An 18,478-nucleotide genomic window follows, 5' to 3' on the forward strand; every position below is an offset into this window, starting at 1 on the left:
ATAAAATGACAATGAAAAAGTTTCAATTATTAATCGCTTTATTCTGTTTTTCAGTTGCATTAAATGCTCAGAAAATTGGCGTGGTAGATACTGACTATATCCTCAGTAAATTGCCACAGTATAAAGAAGCAGAAAGCAGGCTCAATGAGCAGATCGCGAATTGGCAAAATGAGATTCAAGCTTTGCAGACCGAGTACAATAAGAAAAATGCCTCGCTGGAAAATGAAAAAGTACTTTTAATTGGTGATCAGCTAAAAATCCGTCAGAAAGAAGTCGATGATTTAGATAAAAAAATCAAAACCATGATCAACAATCGTTTCGGTTCGATGGGCGAGATTAATAATGCAAGATCAAATCTCACCAAACCTTTTCAGGATCAGATTTGGAACGCGATCAAGACGGTATCAGAGAAAAATACTTTAGGCATAGTTCTTGATAAAAGCAATAACATTAGCGTAATTTTCCTTGATAAAAGGTATGATTATACCGATAAAGTATTAGATTTGCTTTTGAAAAATTCAAACTCTAAAGCAGTTGAAACTAAAAATTCTCCAGGGAGAAGTGCCACTGAAATAAGAGAAGAAAAATTAAAAATAATGAACGCCAAACAAGATGGGCGTGTCGAAGAACAAGCAAGAAAAAAGAAATAAAAACCAACTTTAAATTAATTTAATCCCAATTATGAAAAAATTAAGTGTATTATTTGCAGCCGTTATGATGTTTGCAACTGTAGGTGTCGCAAAAGCTCAAAAGGTTGCATCTATGGACTACGAAACTGTCTTAGCTGCAATGCCAGAAACAAAGAAAATGACAACTGATCTAGATACCTTTAGCAAAACTAAAGGAGAAGAGTTACAAAAGCAAGCAGAGGCTTTCCAAAAAGAAGTTCAACAATACCAGGCAGAAGGTGCTAAATTAACTGAAGCGCAAAGAACCGCTAAAGAAAGTGAACTTCAGAAAAAACAGCAAAACTTACAGCAGCTTCAGACTACAGCTCAAAATGACTTAGCTGCAAGAAGAGACGCTGCCGTGAAACCAATTATCGAAAAATTGAATAAAGCAGTTGATAAAGTTGCTAAAGCGAACGGTTATGAGTTTATTATTGACGCAAGTGCTTTAATCTACAAATCAGGTCCGGACGCAACTCCAGCAGTTAAAAAAGAATTAGGTCTTTAAGAGATCGTTTTTATATCATAAACCATCCTGTCTTGCGGGATGGTTTTTTTAATTTTGTACCATGCAAAAAGAAATTTCAAGTGTAGCCAGGATCCGTTTTAGTGATTGCGATCCAATTGGTCATCTCAATAATGTAAAATATCTGGAATATATGCTGAATGCCCGTGAAGATCATGTGGAAGAAGGCTACGGATTCACCTACGAAGAATATACCAGAAAAACAGGTTGTACCTGGATCACCATTCAAAACGAAATTGCGTATTTAAAAGAAGTTCGTTACAATGCCAAAGTGATCATCTCAAGTAAGACCATAGAGGTGGGCGACCGTCTTTCAAAAGTTGAGATTTTGATGAAAAGTGAAGATGGCAAAACTATTCACAGTATTCTATGGCTTTCTGTGATCTATTTCAATATGAAAACGCGCAGGTCAGAAAATCATCCTGAAGATACAAAGGAACTATTTAAAAGATTTCTTGTTGATTTAGAAGAAAAAGATTTCAAAAGCCGAGTCGCTTATTTTAGAAAACAAAATAAAAAAGCAGATCATTCATGAAAAAAATATTAGTAATTGGAGGCAACGGTCAACTGGGAAATTGTTTCCGAAAAATCGCACCGGATTTTAGTAACTGGTTTGAATTCAATTTCACTTCTTCTGAAGATCTAGACGTCACGGATCGCAGTGCTGTAATTGCTTTCATCGCAGATTATGAACCCCACTTTTGTATAAATGCATCTGCTTATACTGCTGTAGATTTGGCAGAAAAAGAAGAAGAAAAAGCCTTTGCGGTAAATGCGGATGGCGTGGCTCATATCGCAGAAGCCTGTGCGGAAATGAAAACTGTTTTAATTCATGTTTCAACCGACTATGTTTTTGATGGAGAAAGCAATATTTCCTATTCTGAAGATAATTTCACGAACCCACAAGGCGTTTACGGAAGTTCAAAATTAAAAGGAGAAGAGCTCGCATTGGATTTGAATCCGCGAACAATTGTTATACGCACCTCTTGGCTGTATTCTGAGTTCAATAAAAATTTTGTGAAAACGATGCTGCATCTTTTTAGTAGTAAAGAAGAGCTGGGAATCGTAGCTGATCAGTTTGGGCAACCTACCAATGCCAATGACCTGGCAGCAGCAGTGATGAAAATAATTGAGAGCAAAAACAAAACATACGGTGTCTTTCACTTTTCAAATTATCCCGAAACAAACTGGTTTGAATTTGCAACCAAAATCGCAGCCTTTTCAAATTCCAAAATTAAGTTGAAAGCCATCACTACAGCAGAATTTCCAACACCCGCAAAACGTCCGAAACGAAGTACCATGGCGCTTGACAAAATCGAAAGCGTGTATGGAATTGAACCCGAACACTGGGAGAATTCTCTTCAAGATTGTATCGAAATTTTAGAAAATACGCCTTAATGAAAAAAGCTCTTTTTTTATATCTCTTTTTTTTGACCACGACGATATTTGCACAAAATATTGTATTAAATAAAGTGGTGAAAACACACCCGAACACGGACAAGTTTTTTTATAGAATTAATCCCGAAAATACGTCAGCAGAATATTTGGGGGAAATAGAAATCCAGGGATTTTCTGATGATGATGCTAAAGTCTTCGGTATGATTTATAAAAAAGCCAAGGAAGTAGGAGCCAACGCTTTTGCTTTTAAACCCTTTGAATTGGTGGACGGAACATCTTCAGATTTCGATCCCATCAATTACAAACTGAGTCTTTATTACGCCTCAGCTTCAGATTTTGAAAAAGAAGATAACGTTGCTTATTTCATTGCTTCTCCTTATAAAAAACAGACGATCTCTATAAATAAAGAAAAAATTCTCTTCGAGCCCAGAACATTTACCAAAATAACTCTGGAACCAGGGGAGATTTATACAGTTTCTACTCAAAAATTATTAGGATCGACCATTAAAATTGGAGCGCAGGAAAATCAACCTGTTCAATATTTTCAACTCTCAGGGTTTGCGGTTAACACCAATTCCTACGGCAGTGCGGGTATTCATTTAAAATCAGGCGATATAATGAAACTTGAGCAATCTTACGCACAGTTTCTAACAACCATTTACAAATATTTCAAATAAAACCATAGAGCATGAAAGTAGATATTTTAGCAATTGGAGCGCATCCTGACGATGTTGAGCTAGGATGTGGCGGAACTTTAGCCAAACTCATTTCAGAAGGAAAAAAAGTAGCCGTGGTCGATCTTACCCAAGGTGAACTTGGCACACGCGGAACTAATGTTACCCGTGCGGAAGAAGCGGCAAATGCGGCGGCGATTCAAGGCTATGTTAATCGGGAGAATTTGAAAATGAAAGATGGTTTTCTGGTGAATTCAGAAGAATATCAAATGCAAATTGTAAAGATGATCCGTAAGTACAAACCCGAAATAGTTTTTTCTAATGCCATAGACGATCGTCACCCAGATCATGCAAAAGGATCCAAATTAGTTTCTGATGCGTGCTTCCTGTCAGGTTTGGTAAAAATTGAAACCGTGCTTGATGATGAGCCACAGGAAGCTTGGCGCCCCAAGCAGATCTTCAATTATATCCAGTGGAAAAATATTACACCGGATTTTGTAGTTGATGTTTCAGATTTTATGGAGAAGAAAATCGAAGCGTGTCTGGCTTTTAAGACGCAGTTTTATGATCCGGAATCCGCAGAACCCATGACGCCGATTTCAAGCAAAGATTTTCTCGAAAGCCTTACTTACAGGGCTCAAGACCTTGGAAGATTATCCGGAGTTGATTTTGCGGAAGGTTTTACGTCAGAAAAGTTGCTTGCCTTTAAAAATTTCGACGGAATAATTTTGTAGTATATCGAAAAACATTATATTTGCAAACTCAAACGGTGATTGTAGCTCAGTTGGTTAGAGCGCCGGATTGTGGTTCCGGAGGTCGGGGGTTCGAGACCCCTCATTCACCCACGTTAAAACGCATTGAAAATCAATGCGTTTTTTCTTTTTAGATGATTATATTGGTGAAATTCCGGCTTGTTTAAAGCCAAAAAAAGCATTCAATTTTGAATGCTTTCTTTTTTATTTCGAATTTTTTTAAACTTCTTCGTCAGATTCGATTGTAAATGATTTGGATTTAAAGTCTTTATCATGTCTTTCAGAAATTACATCTTCACCTTTTTGACTGATAATAAAATCAGTAGACTCCTTAAACATATCTTGGAAACTTTTGAAATCCTCTTTGTAAAGGTAAATTTTGTGCTTCTCAAAAGATGCTTCTCCATTCTCGCCGAAGTTCTTTTTGCTTTCTGTAATGGTAAGATAGTAATCTCCCGCTTTTGTCTCCCGCACATCAAAGAAATACGTTCTCCTTCCTGCCTTCAAAACCTTTGTGAATATTTCGTTTTCGTGGCGTTCCTTATAATCACTCATTTTAGCTATTTTTTGAAATCTTGTTTAACAAATATAAAAGATTTCTTTTAATTGCAAAATATATTTTTAATAAATTAACACAAAATATGTTTTATGTTTAAGGATTCTGCATATTAATTTTCATAACTGTTTTCTATTGGCGTGAGATTCAGTATTTTATCGGCTCTTTTTGCACTGCTTTCACGATGAGTAATGATGATAGAGGTACAGTTTTGAATTTCATTCTCAATATTTTGTAGAATATTTTCTTCCGTTTCTGTATCCAAAGCGGAAAGTGAATCATCAAAAATTAAAATGCTGGGCTTTTTTATCAATGCCCGAGCAATACATATCCTTTGTTTCTGCCCACCCGAAAGCATTACACCGCGCTCTCCAACCATGGTTTTATACTGATCTTTAAACTCCACGATGTTTTTATGAACATCAGCCTTTTTAGCATAATTCACAACCATCTCGTGGGAAGGATGATCGATCGCAAAACCGATGTTGTTTTCTATTGTATCTGAAAAAAGAAAGCTTTCCTGCGGAATGTACCCAATGAAATTACGGTAGTTGTATAAATTATGGTCTTTTAAATTTTTTCCGTCAATAAGTATTTCGCCTTCCGTAGGATCAATTAAGCGGCAGAGTAGAAGAGCAATAGTAGATTTGCCACTTCCTGTTTTCCCCATGATCGCCAGTGATTTTCCGGCGCCAATTTTAAAACTTAGATTATTAAGCGCTTTAATCCCGGTATTTGGGTAAACGTAGGACACATTTCTAAATTCAATATCTCCTTTTATCGGATAAACCTCATTATTTGTATTAATGATATCGGTTTTCATATCCAGAAATTCATTGATTCTCGCCATGGACGCCTCTGCTCTTTGATTAATCGATGTCACCCAGCCGACCATGGAAAAAGGAAATATTAAAATATTAATGTACAGAAAGAAATCAGCGATTTTACCCACAGATAATTCATCGGCCATATATTTTTGACCCCCAATTAATAAGATAACTACATTTAAAAGGCCAATAACAAAAAGAATGATGGTAAAGAAATAGGCTTCAGTTTTGGCAAGATCCAGGGTTTTATCTTGATAGTCTTTTACTTTTATACCGTAATTTTTTTCAATATACTTTTCTTTAGCAAAGAATTTTACCACCCGAATTCCGGAGAAACTGTCCTGTACAAAAGTCGAAATCGCAGACTGGCTTTTCTGCATGACTTTCGACTTTTTATTGATGATAGAACTTACTTTGTAAATTACAAAAGAGAGTATAGGCAAAGGCAGTAACGCCCACAAGGTCATCGCAACATTCGTATTCAGCATATAAATACTCGTGATGATGAGTAAGATAACGAGATTGGCGATGTACATCACGCCTGGACCTAAATACATGCGAACTGCTACAACATCTTCACTTAACCGGTTCATCAAGTCACCAATCGTTGTTTTCTTAAAATCGGTCAGCGATAATTCCTGGTAATGATTGTAGATCTTATTTTTTAGTTCATATTCAATTTTTCGGGAAGCCACAATAATGGTTTGTCTCATCATGAAAGTGAAAAAACCAGTTAATAGAGAGGATCCTACTATTATTCCTACATAAATTAAAACCTGTTTGTTAAAGCCTAAGTTATTGGTCTTCGCAATTTGATCGATTGATTTCCCAACAAACTGAACCTTGAATATATTGAAGAAATTACTGGCAATAATAAAGAAAAAGCCATAAAACAAAAGCTTTTTATGTTTCCAGAAATAAGGGTTGAGGGTTTTAAGTGCGTTCATAAATTTACATTCGGTCGTGGTCAATCTTCTTGCCATTTCTCCTTTGCAAAAGTAAGAAATTGAAAATAGATATCGGTTGTTTAGAAGATCTTCAACTGGTAGAGTTTACACGAAAATTACAGAATCTTTTAGATAACCTGCTTTTTTCCAAAGCCACATCCCGACAATTTTATTATCTTTGCACCCAATAAAAGCTCTTTGAAATGTTAGGAAGAAGACAAATTCGTGAAAAGGTCGTAGAATCATTATATTCTTACCATCAGAATCCCATTAAATTCGATGTTCTTGAGAAAAATATGTTCTCAGAAATTGATAAGATTTATCATCTGTACATTTATCAGCTTAACTTTTTAGTCGCACTAAAAGACCTGGCAGAAAGACAGATCGAAATTGGAAAGAATAAATATATTCAAACCGATTTAACCATCAATCCCAATCAAAAATTTATAAACAATCAAGTTCTGATCAAATTAGAAGAAAATGACGAACGTCTTTCTTTTACTTCGAAACATCAGGAATTGAAGTGGGATATTTATGATGAATTATTGGTAAAAACTTTTCAGAGAATATCGGCAGGAAAAAGATATCAGGATTTTATGCAGGAAGAGGGACACTCTTTTGAAGCAGATCAAAAATTCATCGGCAAACTTTTTTTAAGATATATCGCTGAGAATGAAGATTTTCACGAGCATCTGGAAGAAAAGGAAATGAGTTGGGCCGATGATTTCCACATCTCTAATTCTATGATTCAGAAAACCATTGGATTCTTTAAAGAAAATGAGCCGAGCCACACTTTAATTAAAATGATTAAAGACGAGGATGACCGCGACTTTGCCCGTAAACTTTTGAAAGAAACCCTAAATCACTGGGAAGAAAACGAAAAGAAACTGGAAGCAAGATTGGAAAACTGGGATCTGGACCGTATTTCTTTACTCGATAAAATCATTATCATTTCCGCCATTACAGAACTGGATTATTTCCCTTTAACACCGGGTCGAGTCATCATTAATGAATATATTGAGATTTCAAAAGTCTTTTCCAGCGATCGTTCCAACATTTTCATCAATGGGATTTTAGATAAATATACCAAAGATTTAAACAGAAGTTAATATGAAAAATTTTATTAAAATAGTTCCGCTTGTAGCGGCAATGGCTTTAGTAAGCTGTAAAAAAGATCAAACTGCTGATCAGTTAATTGTACAGGAAGAAACTGCACTTACTCCACCACAATCGGTAGAGGATGCTCAGGCAGAAATGGTGCAGGCAGCACAATCGAAACCCTTAACGAACATCGCTCTTTCAGAAGCGCAGTTTGATTTCGGCAAAATCAAAAAAGGAGATCAGAAAGAGCACGTATATGAAGTGACAAATACAGGAGAAAATCCTTTAATCATTTCTCAGGTAAAACCTGGGTGTGGCTGTACCGTTCCCGATTATACAAAAGATCCAATTCTGCCGGGACAAAAAGGGAAAATTACTTTGAAATTTGATTCTTCTAATTTTGATGGATTAGTGAACAAACAGGCAGAAGTTTATGCCAACGTAGAAAAAGCACCTATTGTGATTTCTTTTTCTGCCGATATTCAACCTAAATAAAAATTGATAATGATAACAATATTTTTACAGGCAGCAGGTGGTGAAGGCTCTATGATGCCTACAATGATCATGATGGGACTAATGTTCGTTGGATTTTATTTCCTGATGATTCGTCCGCAGATGAAAAAATCTAAACAGGAAAAAAACTTTCAGTCCGAATTAAAAGTGGGGAGCAGGATTGTAACCACTTCTGGAATGCACGGAAGAATTTCTCAAATTCAGGAAGATGGAGTAGTGATTGAAACACTTTCGGGGAAATTAAAGTTTGAAAAAGCTGCGATTTCAAGAGAATTTACGCAACAGCGTTTTCCGGACAATTCGACAGACACGAAATAATAATTTCAAATCGTTTATAAAGCAGCCTTCACAAAGGTTGCTTTTTTTATGAAGTATTCATTAACTTCAGACCAATTCCACATTTCAGGCAGTTTTTCTTCTCACAATAATTGCGGTAGTGGTAAATTAAAGATTGCGTCTCAAAGGCTGTTTCTGCAGGCAAGTTTAGTTTTTTCCACTCTTCAATGACGGTGTTTTTTTCAGGACTAATTTTTTGGTATAACTGAATAATAAAGTCCGGAATATTTTCGTCTGTATTTTTGTAGTAGGTATAAATCAGGGGTAAAACGGCATTAATAATGAGGAGCTCTGTAAATTCTTTTGTTAAAGTTTTCTCGCCTGACACCGAAGATATTTTGCCAAAATTAAAACGGTGATCCCAATATTCGCTCGCTTTAACTTTATTAAAAACGGAAATAATTTCATCAATCGTTTTGGCATTAATTATTTTTGAGAAGAGATTCTGGTTTTGATGGTATAAAGAAGCCAGTTGGGAAAGACGGATTGTTGGGAAATTCGGCGGTCGCAGTTTTGAAAACTTCGGATGGATATAAGAGGGAGGAAGTTGATATTTTACTTTTAAAAATTCAAATTCCCGTTTCCAGATTCGGGTTTGATCATCACTCGGTTTTTCTAACCAATTACTCATTCCGAAGAAAAGGGCTTCAAGCTGAGTTTGATTCTGTCTGATTTTATTAAAAACAGAAAAATCAATACTTTCTGCCAACTGCTGAAATAGGGCTGCATTCACCTTTAGACCAAAAGCATAAGCCAATTGTTGAAATAAAATTGCCTCGTAATTATTTTTATTTCGTCTCAGCGCTTCTTCAATTAAAATGGCTTTCTCATCTAATTTTTTCAGCAGCGTTTCCTCATGGAAATTAAAAGGAAGATAACGGGGATTGAAAAGTTTTTCGCACGGAATAAACTGGTTTTCCTGCAGCAGTAGCTCATATTTAGAAAGCAACTGCTCGTCAATATAATTTCGCAATTCCAGTGTAGGAATATTCTTGCTTGTAAATTCATCGATTTCGATATCGTGAATAAACACAACATGTGCAATTATATTCTCAAACTCAGGATTGCCGGAATGACGGTGAAAAATCCAGTCGGAAGATTTTACATGAAGTTCGATGTTCCCAGCTAAAGTAACACCTTGGGTTTTTATTTTTCCAAAAAGAAAATCGGGTCCGGAATCGAAATTCCATTGACCAAACTCCACAATTTCAAGCGGATTTCCTTCCACATCTTTAAAATCAAAATTGGTAAAAATTTTGAAATTCCAAAGATATTGAAGTAATTTCTCGTTCATATTCAGAACTCTTTAATTACAAAGTAACAAAGCAATTTCTGAATAAAAAAGGTGAAAAGACTATTTTTGAAAAGTACTTAAAGTCTCCGCATACATTTTCTCGTAAAGTGGTAAAATGTTTGTTAGATCAAATCTTAAGGCCTGCTCTTTTGCATTTTTTTTCATCTGCGCCAACAGGTTGTCATCACTTAACAGTTTGATGCTGTAATTACTCATGGCTTCTACATTGCCAATCTCGGTAAGATATCCCGTTTCTCCCTGAATATTAACTTCGGGAATTCCACCGGCATTTGAACTGATGACGGGCGTTTCAGCAGCCATAGCTTCCAAAGCGGCCAGACCAAAACTTTCCTGTTCAGAAGGAAGTAAAAAGACATCGGACAGTTGAAGAATTTTATAGAGGTCATTCACTTTTCCGAGCAGACGAACTTTACCGATTAAATCCGGGTGGTCTTCTAAAAACTCATTAATGATTTCCATATCCGGTCCTTCCCCAATAATAATCAGTTTGGATTTCACTTTTGCATTTACATTTTTAAAAATCTGTAAAACATCTTGTACGCGCTTCACCGGACGAAGATTGGAAACGTGAATCAATATTTTTTCATCTTTCGTTGCGAAATGATTTCGCTGGCAATCTGACACCATTTTAAATTCATCGTTATCGATAAAATTGGTGATGACCTGAATATCCTTTGTTATTTTAAAGAGCTGCAACGTATCTTTCTTTAAACTTTCAGAGACAGAAGTGATCGTGTCTGATTGATTGATGGAGAATTCTACCGCATGTTTATAACTTGGGTGTTGTCCCACCAAAGTAATATCAGTTCCGTGAAGGGTCGTAACCAATGGAATATCTTTACCCTCTTCTTTCAACATTTGTTTCGCAGTAAATGCAGCGTACGCATATGGAATTGCGTAATGCGCATGAAGTAAATCCAGTTTATATAAATTTACGACTCTATAAATCATCGACGAAAGTGCGATGTCATAGGGTTGATATTGAAAAAGCGGATAGGTCTGCACATTTACTTTGTGGAAAAATATATTAGGGTTTGTAATATCTAATCTCGCAGGCAAGGCAGAACTGATAAAGTGCACTTCATAGCCTTTGTTTGCGAGTGCCATGCCGAGTTCTGTAGCAACGATGCCACTTCCACCATAGGTTGGATAACAGAGAATTCCGATTTTCATTGAATAATTTTTAGTTTATAAAACTTAATTTTTTAGGTGAACGAAATTTACTTTAAAATTTGTAATATCTCACTGCCTGAGAAATTTACTTTTTTTGGTTATTTTTTCGACGACAAATCGATTCTGGAAGATGGATTGAGTTCGAGGCCCATTCCGGCTTTTAGATTTTCATTAACCAAGACGGGAAGTTTTCCCCAGATTTTTGTTTCACCACAGAAAGCTTTTGCTGCGGCAATCATCGAATCCTCATTGTTTTCGTAAGACACTACAACAGTTGAGATTTTAGAAATGTCAACATCTTTCAAGGCATAAGGCGATCCGAAAACGTTTAAAATTACCTTTGGGTTTTTACTTAAGTCTGCCAGAACTTTTTTGCTCTCTGTAGATATTTTGTATGGTTTATACGCCGTTGAATTATCTTTATGAAAGCCAACAATTACTTTCGAGTTCGCAGGAATGGTTGAAATTTCTGAAGCTTTTTTTACAATGATCGTCGTTTTTAAATTTAATTGATCCACAAAAGTTTGATAGGGCGCTTCTTCTAACGGAACATAATAATATGTTTCTTTACAGTTTAGCGGAAGCAATTTATGATCATCTTTAATTAAAGTTAATGCGTTGGAATACATTTTCTGAACAATTTTAGAATGTGAATCATTATTTAAATCCTCATTAATATGATCGGGATTTCTAGGTTCATATTGACTTAAGCCTAAATAATATTTTGTCAATAAAATCTTCTTGACGCTTTCTTCTACTCTTTGCTGCGGAATATCTCCTTTGTCGATGGCTTGCTGAATCAATTTTTTACCCGTCGCAACATCCTGACTGAATAACATAATATCATTCCCTGCGGCGAAGGCCATTGCATCAAGTTCACCAGCTTTAAACTTATTGGCAACAGCACCCATATTTAAGGCATCCGTAATTATAAGTCCTTTATAACCCAATTGTTCTTTCAAAATTCCTGTGATGATGTTTTTAGAGATCGAAGCCGGTATTCCTTTTGTTTTTTCCAAGGCCGGAACGTAAAGATGTGCCACCATTACGCCGCCAATGCCTTTATCCATTAATGCTTTAAAAGGTGCAATTTCAACTTCGTTCAATCTTTTTAACGAGTGTGATACCACCGGAAGATCAAGATGCGAATCAGTGTCGGTGTCTCCATGTCCCGGAAAATGTTTAATTGCCGCTAAAATATTATTGTCTTGTAATCCAGTGGCATAGGCCACGGCGGAACTCACCACATTTGGAACTTGTGACCCAAAGCTTCGGTTTCCTATAATTGGATTATTTGGATTCGTATTTACATCAACTACAGGTGCAAAATCCCAGTTGATTCCCATTCTTTTACAGTCTTCCGCAATTTTTGCCGCCATTTCTGTAATTAAATTTTTATCCTGAATTGCGCCCAGCGTCATAGCCCATGGAAATTTGTGTGCCGTTGCAATTCTTTGAAAGATTCCCCATTCAGCATCCATACCGACCATTAAAGGTACTTTTGATTTCTGCTGAAATTCATTAACGAGTTTGATCTCGCGTGCGGCATCGTCCTGCATCAGAATTAAGCCGCCGATCTTATCTTTCAGCACGATATCGCGAACGGCATTAATGTGAGCTTCATCTTTATTTGTATATAAAGCGACGATGAAAAGCTGACCCAGCTTTTCATCCTGTGAAAGTGAATTGTAGGTTTTATTGACCCACTGGTTTGCTTTTTCTATCTCTGATTTTGAAATATTTTTAGGCTGATATTGTGAATGTAAAGCTTGATTAGCAAAAAATAATGCGATAAGGAAAATGGAGATTTGAACTTTGAAATTTTTCATTCTTTCATAAAATAGTTGAGAAACAAAAATACAATTTTTAATTTTTAAAAAGGTCAACTCTGTTGGCATACATATTGACAAATAAAAGTTAATTAATCCTTAAAATTTTAAAAATGAAAAAATATTTTATATTCGCTTTAATGGGAGTTTTCTCTCTTGGAGCAATGGTAAGCTGTAATGATCGGAACGATGAGGTCATCGTTCAAAATCCAGATAATGATACGTACTCTGTGGTTTTGGATATTAATAATGTGAACTTCAGCATTGATCCTGCAAATCCTCAAAGTGGAAGCATCGAACGAACTTTTAATAAACCTTTAGTTGATACAGATGTTGTCTTGATCTACAGAAAAGCGGTATCTACAACAGATGGTTCGCCTGTTTGGCAATCAATTCCACGAAGCATTTATTTTGGGTCCAATGTTTTGGACTACGATTTTGATTTCAGTAGAAATGATATTATGATCTACGCGGACGGTAATTATGCACTAAGTACGACTCCTGAATATATTAGCGGCCAAACTTTTAGAGTGGTATTAGTTCCTGCTTCTCAAGGCGGAAAAAATGCGAATGTAGATTATTCAGATTACAACAGTGTAATTCGATACTTTAAAATAGATGATACAAAAGTTAAAACATTATAACTTTCAATCATTCATATAATTCTAACCACTGCCTTTGCAGTGGTTTTCTTTTGATAGTTTTTAAGGTATAAGTTGTAATTGTTCATAAATTAGTAACTTTAGTGCTTGAATAATTAATTAAAAATATAGTAATAATGAGTGTTCACATCGCGGCTAAAAAAGGAGAAATTGCAAAAACTGTTTTACAACCAGGAGATCCTTTAAGAGCAAAATATATCGCAGATCATTTTTTAACAGAAGTAAAATTGGTAAGTCAAACCAGAAATATTTTCTATTTTACGGGTTTATACAAAGGCAAGGAAGTTTCTGTAGGCGCCAGTGGAATGGGATGTGCGAGTATTGGGATTTATTCCTACGAGTTATTCACAGAATTTGATGTGGATACCATCATTAGAATTGGTACTTGTGGCGCTTACACAGACGAGTTAAAAGTTTTCGATCTTTTAAACGTGGAGTTTGCGGCAAGTGAATCAACCTATGCTAAATTCGCCTGGGAAATTGAGGATGAAAAACTGAAACATCAGGGGAATACGTTTGACCTCCTAAACCAAACTTCGAAAGATCTATCTCTAGAAATAAAACCTACGACGATTCACACCAGTGATATTTTTTATAGAAAAAGTCAGGATCTACCGGCAATTGCTGCGAAATATAATTGCGCTGCTGTAGAAATGGAAGCTTTCGCTCTTTTTGCAAACGCCCAGCATTTAGGTAAAAATGCAGCAACCATATTAACAGTTTCTGATATCATCCCAACTGGTGATTATATCTCTGCTGATCAAAGAGAAAAAGCATTGAAACCCATGATTGAGTTGGCTTTGGAAACGGCAATTAAAATCTAGATAAAAACAAGCTAAAGGATTTCATTTTGATCATCTAAAAGATGCCCGAAGTAATCTTTTTTAACTTTCAAATAACTTTCACTTTCCTTTGTAGAGTCCATCTGCAAAGGAATTCTTTTGTTTAGAAGAATGTTGCTTTCCTTTACAAATTTTAGTTTTTCGGGATTGTTGGTCAGTAGATTTACTGATTTCACGTTCAGAATATTCAAAATTTCAATGGCAACGTCGAAGTTACGGTCATCTGCCGGAAGTCCAAGTTTAAGATTAGCTTCAACCGTATCAAAACCCTGCTCCTGTAATGCGTACGCTTTGAGTTTGTTGATGATCCCAATGTTTCTGCCTTCCTGTCTTAGGTAAACAATGATCCCACCGTTCTCCTGAATAAATTTCATAGCACGATCAAGCTGTTGACCGCACTCACATTTTTTGGAGTGGAAAACTTCACCCGTAATACATTCAGAATGAAACCGTACGTTCACCGGTTGAGAAAAATTGGTATTTTTTGCTACTATTGCCATGTGTGGCATCCAATCATCTTGGTCTTCAGCAAATGCAATCATGCGAAATTCCCCGTACTCCGTAGGTACATTGGATTCTGCCTGGATTTTTAACATGGAAATTTAGTTTATCTTGGAGGTACTTAAGGAATCTTTAGGAATATTACTTTCTAATAGAGACATATTAGTTTTAATTCTAACCAAATATCGGTTAAGGACTTGATCCTCATCTGAATTCAGGTATGGTCTTAATTTTTGAAGCTTTTTGTACGATTTTTCAAAACTTCTCTGCGCATTGTTCAGCCCATTAATATTGTACGATTCCAGTGCGCCAATATAATCTTTAAGATGGTACTTAAGGTTGGTCACCTCTTTGTTAACGGCGTCATTTCTAAACTTCGGAAAGGAAGAAATGAGATTCGTAATTTCCGAAGAATAAACAATTAAATTTTTACGCTCCGAATAAGAATAAGTTTGAACTCCTTCACCTTTTTCTAAAATTGAGTTACCAACCGGCGAAAGATTAATTTTCTCTGCAGAACAGGAAAGGGCAAAGAAAAATATTAAAATGTAACTAAACTTTTTTTTATTCATTTTTCACATTTTGATAAAGGATCGGATTAAGACTTTGGTCATTATACATTTTCATCTGTTTGTAGACTTTCATCTTAGTTTTACCGTTCTCTATATCAAAAAGCAATTGCTCGATCGCTTCAGAAAGATCTTTTTGTTGCTCCAGCAATACATTCAGTTTGTCGGTGCATTTTTTTCGGTGGTCTTCACTCGCCGTCTCTCTTTGAGCCTCAAGATTCATGTGATAGATTTTTAATGCTAAAATTGATAAACGGTCAACTGCCCAAGCGGGAGTTTCTGAATTTATCTTAGCATCTTCACGCGGTGATATATTTTTATATTTATCAAGGAACCAACTGTCGATAAACTCTACCAAATCTGTTCTTTTTTGATTTGAAGAGTCTATTTTTCTTTTCAAAGTAAGGGCTTCTGTAGGGTCAATATCCTCATCGCGAATAATATCTTCCATATGCCATTGAACGGTATCAATCCAGTTCTTTGCATACAAAAGTTGTTCCAAAGAACCGTCTGGAAAAGGATTTTTTATTGTTGCCTCTACATTGTCTGTCAAATGGTAATCTTCAATCGATTGGCTAAAAATTTCCCACGCAGTTTCCGTAAATTTCATTAAGTCTGTCTTTTTATGGAGTAGTGCTTGAATTGCTCTTTGGCTCCTCCGGATTTTTAGGTTCGTCTTCTTTTACAGCATCCTTAAACTCTTTGATTCCAGACCCAAGACCTCTCATCATTTCAGGAATTTTTCTTCCACCGAAGAAAACTAAAATAATAATCCCAACAATCAATAGATGTTGCCAAGAAAGTGCCATTATTGTTAATGTATCCATTTTATATATTTTTACAAAGTTATATTAAATTTTTAATTCACCCAACCTATAGGATCTACGGGATTGCTGCCATTCCAGATTTGGAAATCTAAAGTATAACTGCCATCAAAATCAGAACCTACCACTCCTATTGAAGTTCCGGCCGAAACTTGTTGGTTCGCAGAAACCATTGTACTCCCCAAATTGGCATAAATAGTAAAATAATCGCCGTGTTTAACAATAACCGTTTTAGATCCGTCGGCAGATGCTACGACACGGGAAACAGTTCCCGGCGCAATACATTTTGCAACAGTTCCTTTCGAAACAGCAATTTTAATTCCGTTATTTTCTTCTACAATATTTTTGAAAACGGGGTGTGGCTGTCGCCCAAAACGGTGCGTAATAGTTCCGTAAGCCGGCATTCCCATCTTCCCTCTATTCGCTGCGAAATTATTGCCAACCGCCGAAGAAACGCCGTAGTTGGTCATTGCTTTGGTTTCGGCAGCTTGCTTTTCGTCGTTGTTTTTCTTCGTCATACTGGCTTCTGCTGCTCTAGCATTCGCTGCTTTTTCCGCTGCAGCTTTAGCATTTGCTGCTGCAATAGCCGCATCTTTTGCTGCTGCCAATCGTCGGGCTTCTGCTTTTTCAGCATCGGCAGCCCTTCTTGAATCTTCACTTTTCTTTGCGTCTGCGGCCAAAGCTAGTTTCGCCTTTTCTGCTTCTTCAGCGGCTTTTCTATCTGAAATTTCTTTCAGTCTTCTCGCTTCATCATCTGCTTTTTTCTTTTCTAAAGCTAAAGCTTCCATCTTCGCCTTGTTCTCCGCATCAATTCGTGCTTTTTCACGCTCTGCAGCGATCTTAGCTAATCGAATTTTCTCTGCTTCTTCTTTTTTACGTTCTGCTTCTTTTGCTTTGGCAATTCGAATTTCTTCCGCAATAATTGATCGAATCTGTCCTTCTAATTTTTTAGATTCTGTCTGTTTCTGTTGTAATTCAGCAGTAAGTTGTACTTCATTTTTCTTAAATTCTGCTAAAAGATTTTGTTTGGTTTTTTTCTCAGCTTCTATTGTTAAAAGGTCTTTTTGCTGATTTGAAAGAATCGTTTCTTTATCTTTTACAGCTTTCTGTCTTAAGGCAATATTCTCTAACAAAACCTTTGCTGCCGTCGAGATCTCTGCAGCTTTCTTATCTTGATAGTCTGAATAATCTTTCAAATATTGAACCCGTCGCAAAGCTTCTCCCAAATTTTTAGAAGAAAGAATGAAAGTTACTTTATTCTGAACTCCTTTATTTTTGTAAGCTTTTACAAGAACTTCTGCATAATTTTTTCGTAGAACGGCCAATTCCCGATTTTGTCGGTTGATCTCTAACTGACGCAAATAAATTTCGTCTTCGATTAATTTTTTTTCTTTTTGGGTATTGGTATAAACTTTTTCGCGAAGTTGAATTTTTTTCTCCACCTCATTCAGATAAGCAACAGACAATTTCGACTGTTGCTGAGTTTTAGCTAAATTTGAGTTGATGGAGGCAATTTGTTTTTTCAGTTCCGCATTCTGCTTTTGAAGTTGTTCTTTTTTCTGCCCAGAAAAAAAAGTAAACAGAAAAATTCCTATTAAAAAGCTCAGTCTTTTAATCATTTGATCTCAGTTTTCGTATAATTGTTGGGAACAGAATAAGGAGTTACCATTTTAGAACTCTCAAATTTCGTATTTTCTAGTAAAATCTGGCTGTTTTTCGCGCCTTTTATTATTATTTTAACATTTTTTGGAAGTCTTGCATTTTCAAAATTTTCCCAATTGGAGTAAGATACTTCCAGCTGATCCGGTTCATCTACTTTGTTTAATGAAACTTTTTCTAAATCCATATCTGCATTATAACTCAATGAAGCATTGTATTCAGAAACCTTTCCGTTGTTCGTAAATTTCAAATTTTTCACTGAACTCAGCAAATAGCCCTGTGCATTTTTGGTGACTTTAAAATCTTTATCATTTACTGGAATAAATGTTTTACCCAATAACAAATTTTGAAAAGCACCATAATCGATAAAATTGACATTCAGTAGTGAGTTCAAATAACTGAAATCAGATTCGATATAGGTTTTATTCCATTTTTCATACCCTTTAATTCCTTCGGGAGTTGCAATTCCACGTCCTACGTTCAGGAATATGGCAACCATATTGATCCAGACTTTTTGATCTTTTTCAATATAAATAGTGGCGTCTAAAGGAGGAATAAAACTGCCCGTTTCTGCAGTAATCCTGGTATTGATTTTCAGCTGTTGAAAGTCTGTATTTTCTTTAATTTTAGTAAAGAAAGCGGAACTTGAAGCAATTGCCGTCTGCGTATTTATAGGTGCATCGCCTGTTGTTCTGGTTTTGCAAGAACTCAGAATAAGCATTAAAGCTGCTGGAATAATATATTTCTTCATTTTTTTACTTCAGAGGTTTGCAATAGTAACGCCAAACCACACAGAATGTTTTGCG

General features: G+C 35.9%; 22 protein-coding genes and 1 tRNA gene. 12 read left to right on the forward strand and 11 right to left on the reverse strand.

Features of this window, described 5'->3' with window-relative positions; translation table 11 throughout:
* Positions 1-11: 11 nt before the first annotated feature.
* The 7 genes from EIB73_RS11695 to EIB73_RS11725 all read left to right on the forward strand — a co-directional run bounded on the left by EIB73_RS11695 (position 12) and on the right by EIB73_RS11725 (position 4,110).
* Positions 12-650 carry an OmpH family outer membrane protein gene (locus tag EIB73_RS11695; protein ID WP_125025444.1) on the forward strand — a complete coding sequence of 213 codons (639 nt, stop codon included), beginning with the start codon at positions 12-14 and terminating at the stop codon, positions 648-650.
* A 31-nt stretch (positions 651-681) separates the two neighbouring features.
* Positions 682-1,176, forward strand: coding sequence for an OmpH family outer membrane protein (locus tag EIB73_RS11700; RefSeq protein WP_125025445.1), 495 nt, complete (start codon positions 682-684; stop codon positions 1,174-1,176).
* Positions 1,177-1,237: 61 nt separating this feature from the next.
* Entirely contained in the window at positions 1,238-1,729 is a 492-nt protein-coding gene (locus EIB73_RS11705; protein ID WP_125025446.1) for an acyl-CoA thioesterase, read from the forward strand.
* On the forward strand, positions 1,726-2,592 hold the full coding sequence (rfbD, locus tag EIB73_RS11710) for a dTDP-4-dehydrorhamnose reductase (protein ID WP_125025447.1): 867 nt from the start codon (positions 1,726-1,728) through the stop codon (positions 2,590-2,592). Before EIB73_RS11705 ends, rfbD begins: the two co-directional genes overlap by 4 nt.
* Entirely contained in the window at positions 2,592-3,269 is a 678-nt protein-coding gene (locus EIB73_RS11715; protein WP_125025448.1) for a hypothetical protein, read from the forward strand. Before rfbD ends, EIB73_RS11715 begins: the two co-directional genes overlap by 1 nt.
* Before the next feature lie 11 nt (positions 3,270-3,280).
* Positions 3,281-4,000, forward strand: a complete 720-nt coding sequence (bshB1, locus tag EIB73_RS11720) for a bacillithiol biosynthesis deacetylase BshB1 (RefSeq protein ID WP_125025449.1) — start codon at positions 3,281-3,283, stop codon at positions 3,998-4,000.
* A 34-nt stretch (positions 4,001-4,034) separates the two neighbouring features.
* A tRNA-His gene (locus EIB73_RS11725) sits at positions 4,035-4,110 on the forward strand.
* A gap of 127 nt (positions 4,111-4,237) precedes the next feature.
* Here EIB73_RS11725 and EIB73_RS11730 read toward each other — a convergent pair.
* Positions 4,238-4,573 carry a DUF3276 family protein gene (locus EIB73_RS11730; protein WP_125025450.1) on the reverse strand — a complete coding sequence of 112 codons (336 nt, stop codon included), beginning with the start codon at positions 4,571-4,573 and terminating at the stop codon, positions 4,238-4,240.
* A 113-nt stretch (positions 4,574-4,686) separates the two neighbouring features.
* Complete coding sequence (locus EIB73_RS11735; RefSeq protein ID WP_125026114.1) at positions 4,687-6,348, reverse strand: ABC transporter ATP-binding protein; 1,662 nt, start codon at positions 6,346-6,348, stop codon at positions 4,687-4,689.
* Positions 6,349-6,551: 203 nt separating this feature from the next.
* Between EIB73_RS11735 and nusB the strand changes: the two genes are divergently transcribed.
* From nusB to yajC, 3 genes are read left to right on the forward strand one after another with little or no spacing between them, the layout of a single operon-like run.
* Positions 6,552-7,457, forward strand: a complete 906-nt coding sequence (gene nusB, locus EIB73_RS11740; RefSeq protein ID WP_125025451.1) for a transcription antitermination factor NusB — start codon at positions 6,552-6,554, stop codon at positions 7,455-7,457.
* Between the two features lies 1 nt (position 7,458).
* Positions 7,459-7,944 carry a DUF1573 domain-containing protein gene (locus EIB73_RS11745; RefSeq protein ID WP_125025452.1) on the forward strand — a complete coding sequence of 162 codons (486 nt, stop codon included), beginning with the start codon at positions 7,459-7,461 and terminating at the stop codon, positions 7,942-7,944.
* A 9-nt stretch (positions 7,945-7,953) separates the two neighbouring features.
* Entirely contained in the window at positions 7,954-8,280 is a 327-nt protein-coding gene (gene yajC / locus EIB73_RS11750) for a preprotein translocase subunit YajC (RefSeq protein ID WP_125025453.1), read from the forward strand.
* Positions 8,281-8,326: 46 nt separating this feature from the next.
* On the opposite strand, the gene EIB73_RS11755 is transcribed toward yajC, so the two are convergent.
* The 3 genes from EIB73_RS11755 to EIB73_RS11765 form a co-directional block, all read right to left on the reverse strand.
* Complete coding sequence (locus tag EIB73_RS11755; protein ID WP_125025454.1) at positions 8,327-9,592, reverse strand: DUF2851 family protein; 1,266 nt, start codon at positions 9,590-9,592, stop codon at positions 8,327-8,329.
* A 60-nt stretch (positions 9,593-9,652) separates the two neighbouring features.
* Complete coding sequence (gene bshA, locus EIB73_RS11760; RefSeq protein WP_125025455.1) at positions 9,653-10,786, reverse strand: N-acetyl-alpha-D-glucosaminyl L-malate synthase BshA; 1,134 nt, start codon at positions 10,784-10,786, stop codon at positions 9,653-9,655.
* A gap of 98 nt (positions 10,787-10,884) precedes the next feature.
* On the reverse strand, positions 10,885-12,615 hold the full coding sequence (locus EIB73_RS11765) for a glycoside hydrolase family 3 protein (protein ID WP_125025456.1): 1,731 nt from the start codon (positions 12,613-12,615) through the stop codon (positions 10,885-10,887).
* Between the two features lie 113 nt (positions 12,616-12,728).
* Between EIB73_RS11765 and EIB73_RS11770 the strand changes: the two genes are divergently transcribed.
* Positions 12,729-13,259: a hypothetical protein gene (locus tag EIB73_RS11770; protein WP_125025457.1), complete on the forward strand. Its 531-nt coding sequence runs from the start codon at positions 12,729-12,731 to the stop codon at positions 13,257-13,259.
* A 134-nt stretch (positions 13,260-13,393) separates the two neighbouring features.
* On the forward strand, positions 13,394-14,101 hold the full coding sequence (gene deoD, locus EIB73_RS11775; RefSeq protein WP_125025458.1) for a purine-nucleoside phosphorylase: 708 nt from the start codon (positions 13,394-13,396) through the stop codon (positions 14,099-14,101).
* 11 nt (positions 14,102-14,112) lie between these two features.
* Here the strand turns inward: deoD and ribA are convergent, their stop codons facing one another.
* The 6 genes from ribA to EIB73_RS11805 are packed head-to-tail and all read right to left on the reverse strand — an operon-like array spanning position 14,113 to position 18,423.
* Positions 14,113-14,715, reverse strand: coding sequence for a GTP cyclohydrolase II (ribA, locus tag EIB73_RS11780; protein WP_125025459.1), 603 nt, complete (start codon positions 14,713-14,715; stop codon positions 14,113-14,115).
* Positions 14,716-14,721: 6 nt separating this feature from the next.
* The gene (locus tag EIB73_RS11785) at positions 14,722-15,192 is read right to left on the reverse strand and encodes a hypothetical protein (protein WP_125025460.1); all 471 of its coding nucleotides are present in this window, start codon (positions 15,190-15,192) and stop codon (positions 14,722-14,724) included.
* Complete coding sequence (locus tag EIB73_RS11790) at positions 15,185-15,799, reverse strand: DUF4254 domain-containing protein (protein WP_125025461.1); 615 nt, start codon at positions 15,797-15,799, stop codon at positions 15,185-15,187. Before EIB73_RS11790 ends, EIB73_RS11785 begins: the two co-directional genes overlap by 8 nt.
* Positions 15,800-15,812: 13 nt before the next feature.
* Positions 15,813-16,016 (reverse strand): Sec-independent protein translocase subunit TatA/TatB, encoded by a 204-nt coding sequence (locus tag EIB73_RS11795; RefSeq protein WP_125025462.1) that lies wholly within the window; start codon positions 16,014-16,016, stop codon positions 15,813-15,815.
* A gap of 32 nt (positions 16,017-16,048) precedes the next feature.
* A complete protein-coding gene (locus EIB73_RS11800) occupies positions 16,049-17,632 on the reverse strand; it encodes a peptidoglycan DD-metalloendopeptidase family protein (RefSeq protein ID WP_125025463.1) in 1,584 nt (527 codons plus the stop codon).
* A complete protein-coding gene (locus tag EIB73_RS11805; RefSeq protein ID WP_125025464.1) occupies positions 17,629-18,423 on the reverse strand; it encodes a DUF4292 domain-containing protein in 795 nt (264 codons plus the stop codon). The genes EIB73_RS11800 and EIB73_RS11805 overlap by 4 nt, the downstream gene beginning before the upstream one ends.
* Between the last annotated feature and the right edge of the window lie 55 nt (positions 18,424-18,478).

Origin of the sequence: Kaistella carnis, from assembly GCF_003860585.1 — a bacterium.
In the GTDB taxonomy this organism is placed as follows: Bacteria; Bacteroidota; Bacteroidia; order Flavobacteriales; family Weeksellaceae; genus Kaistella; species Kaistella carnis.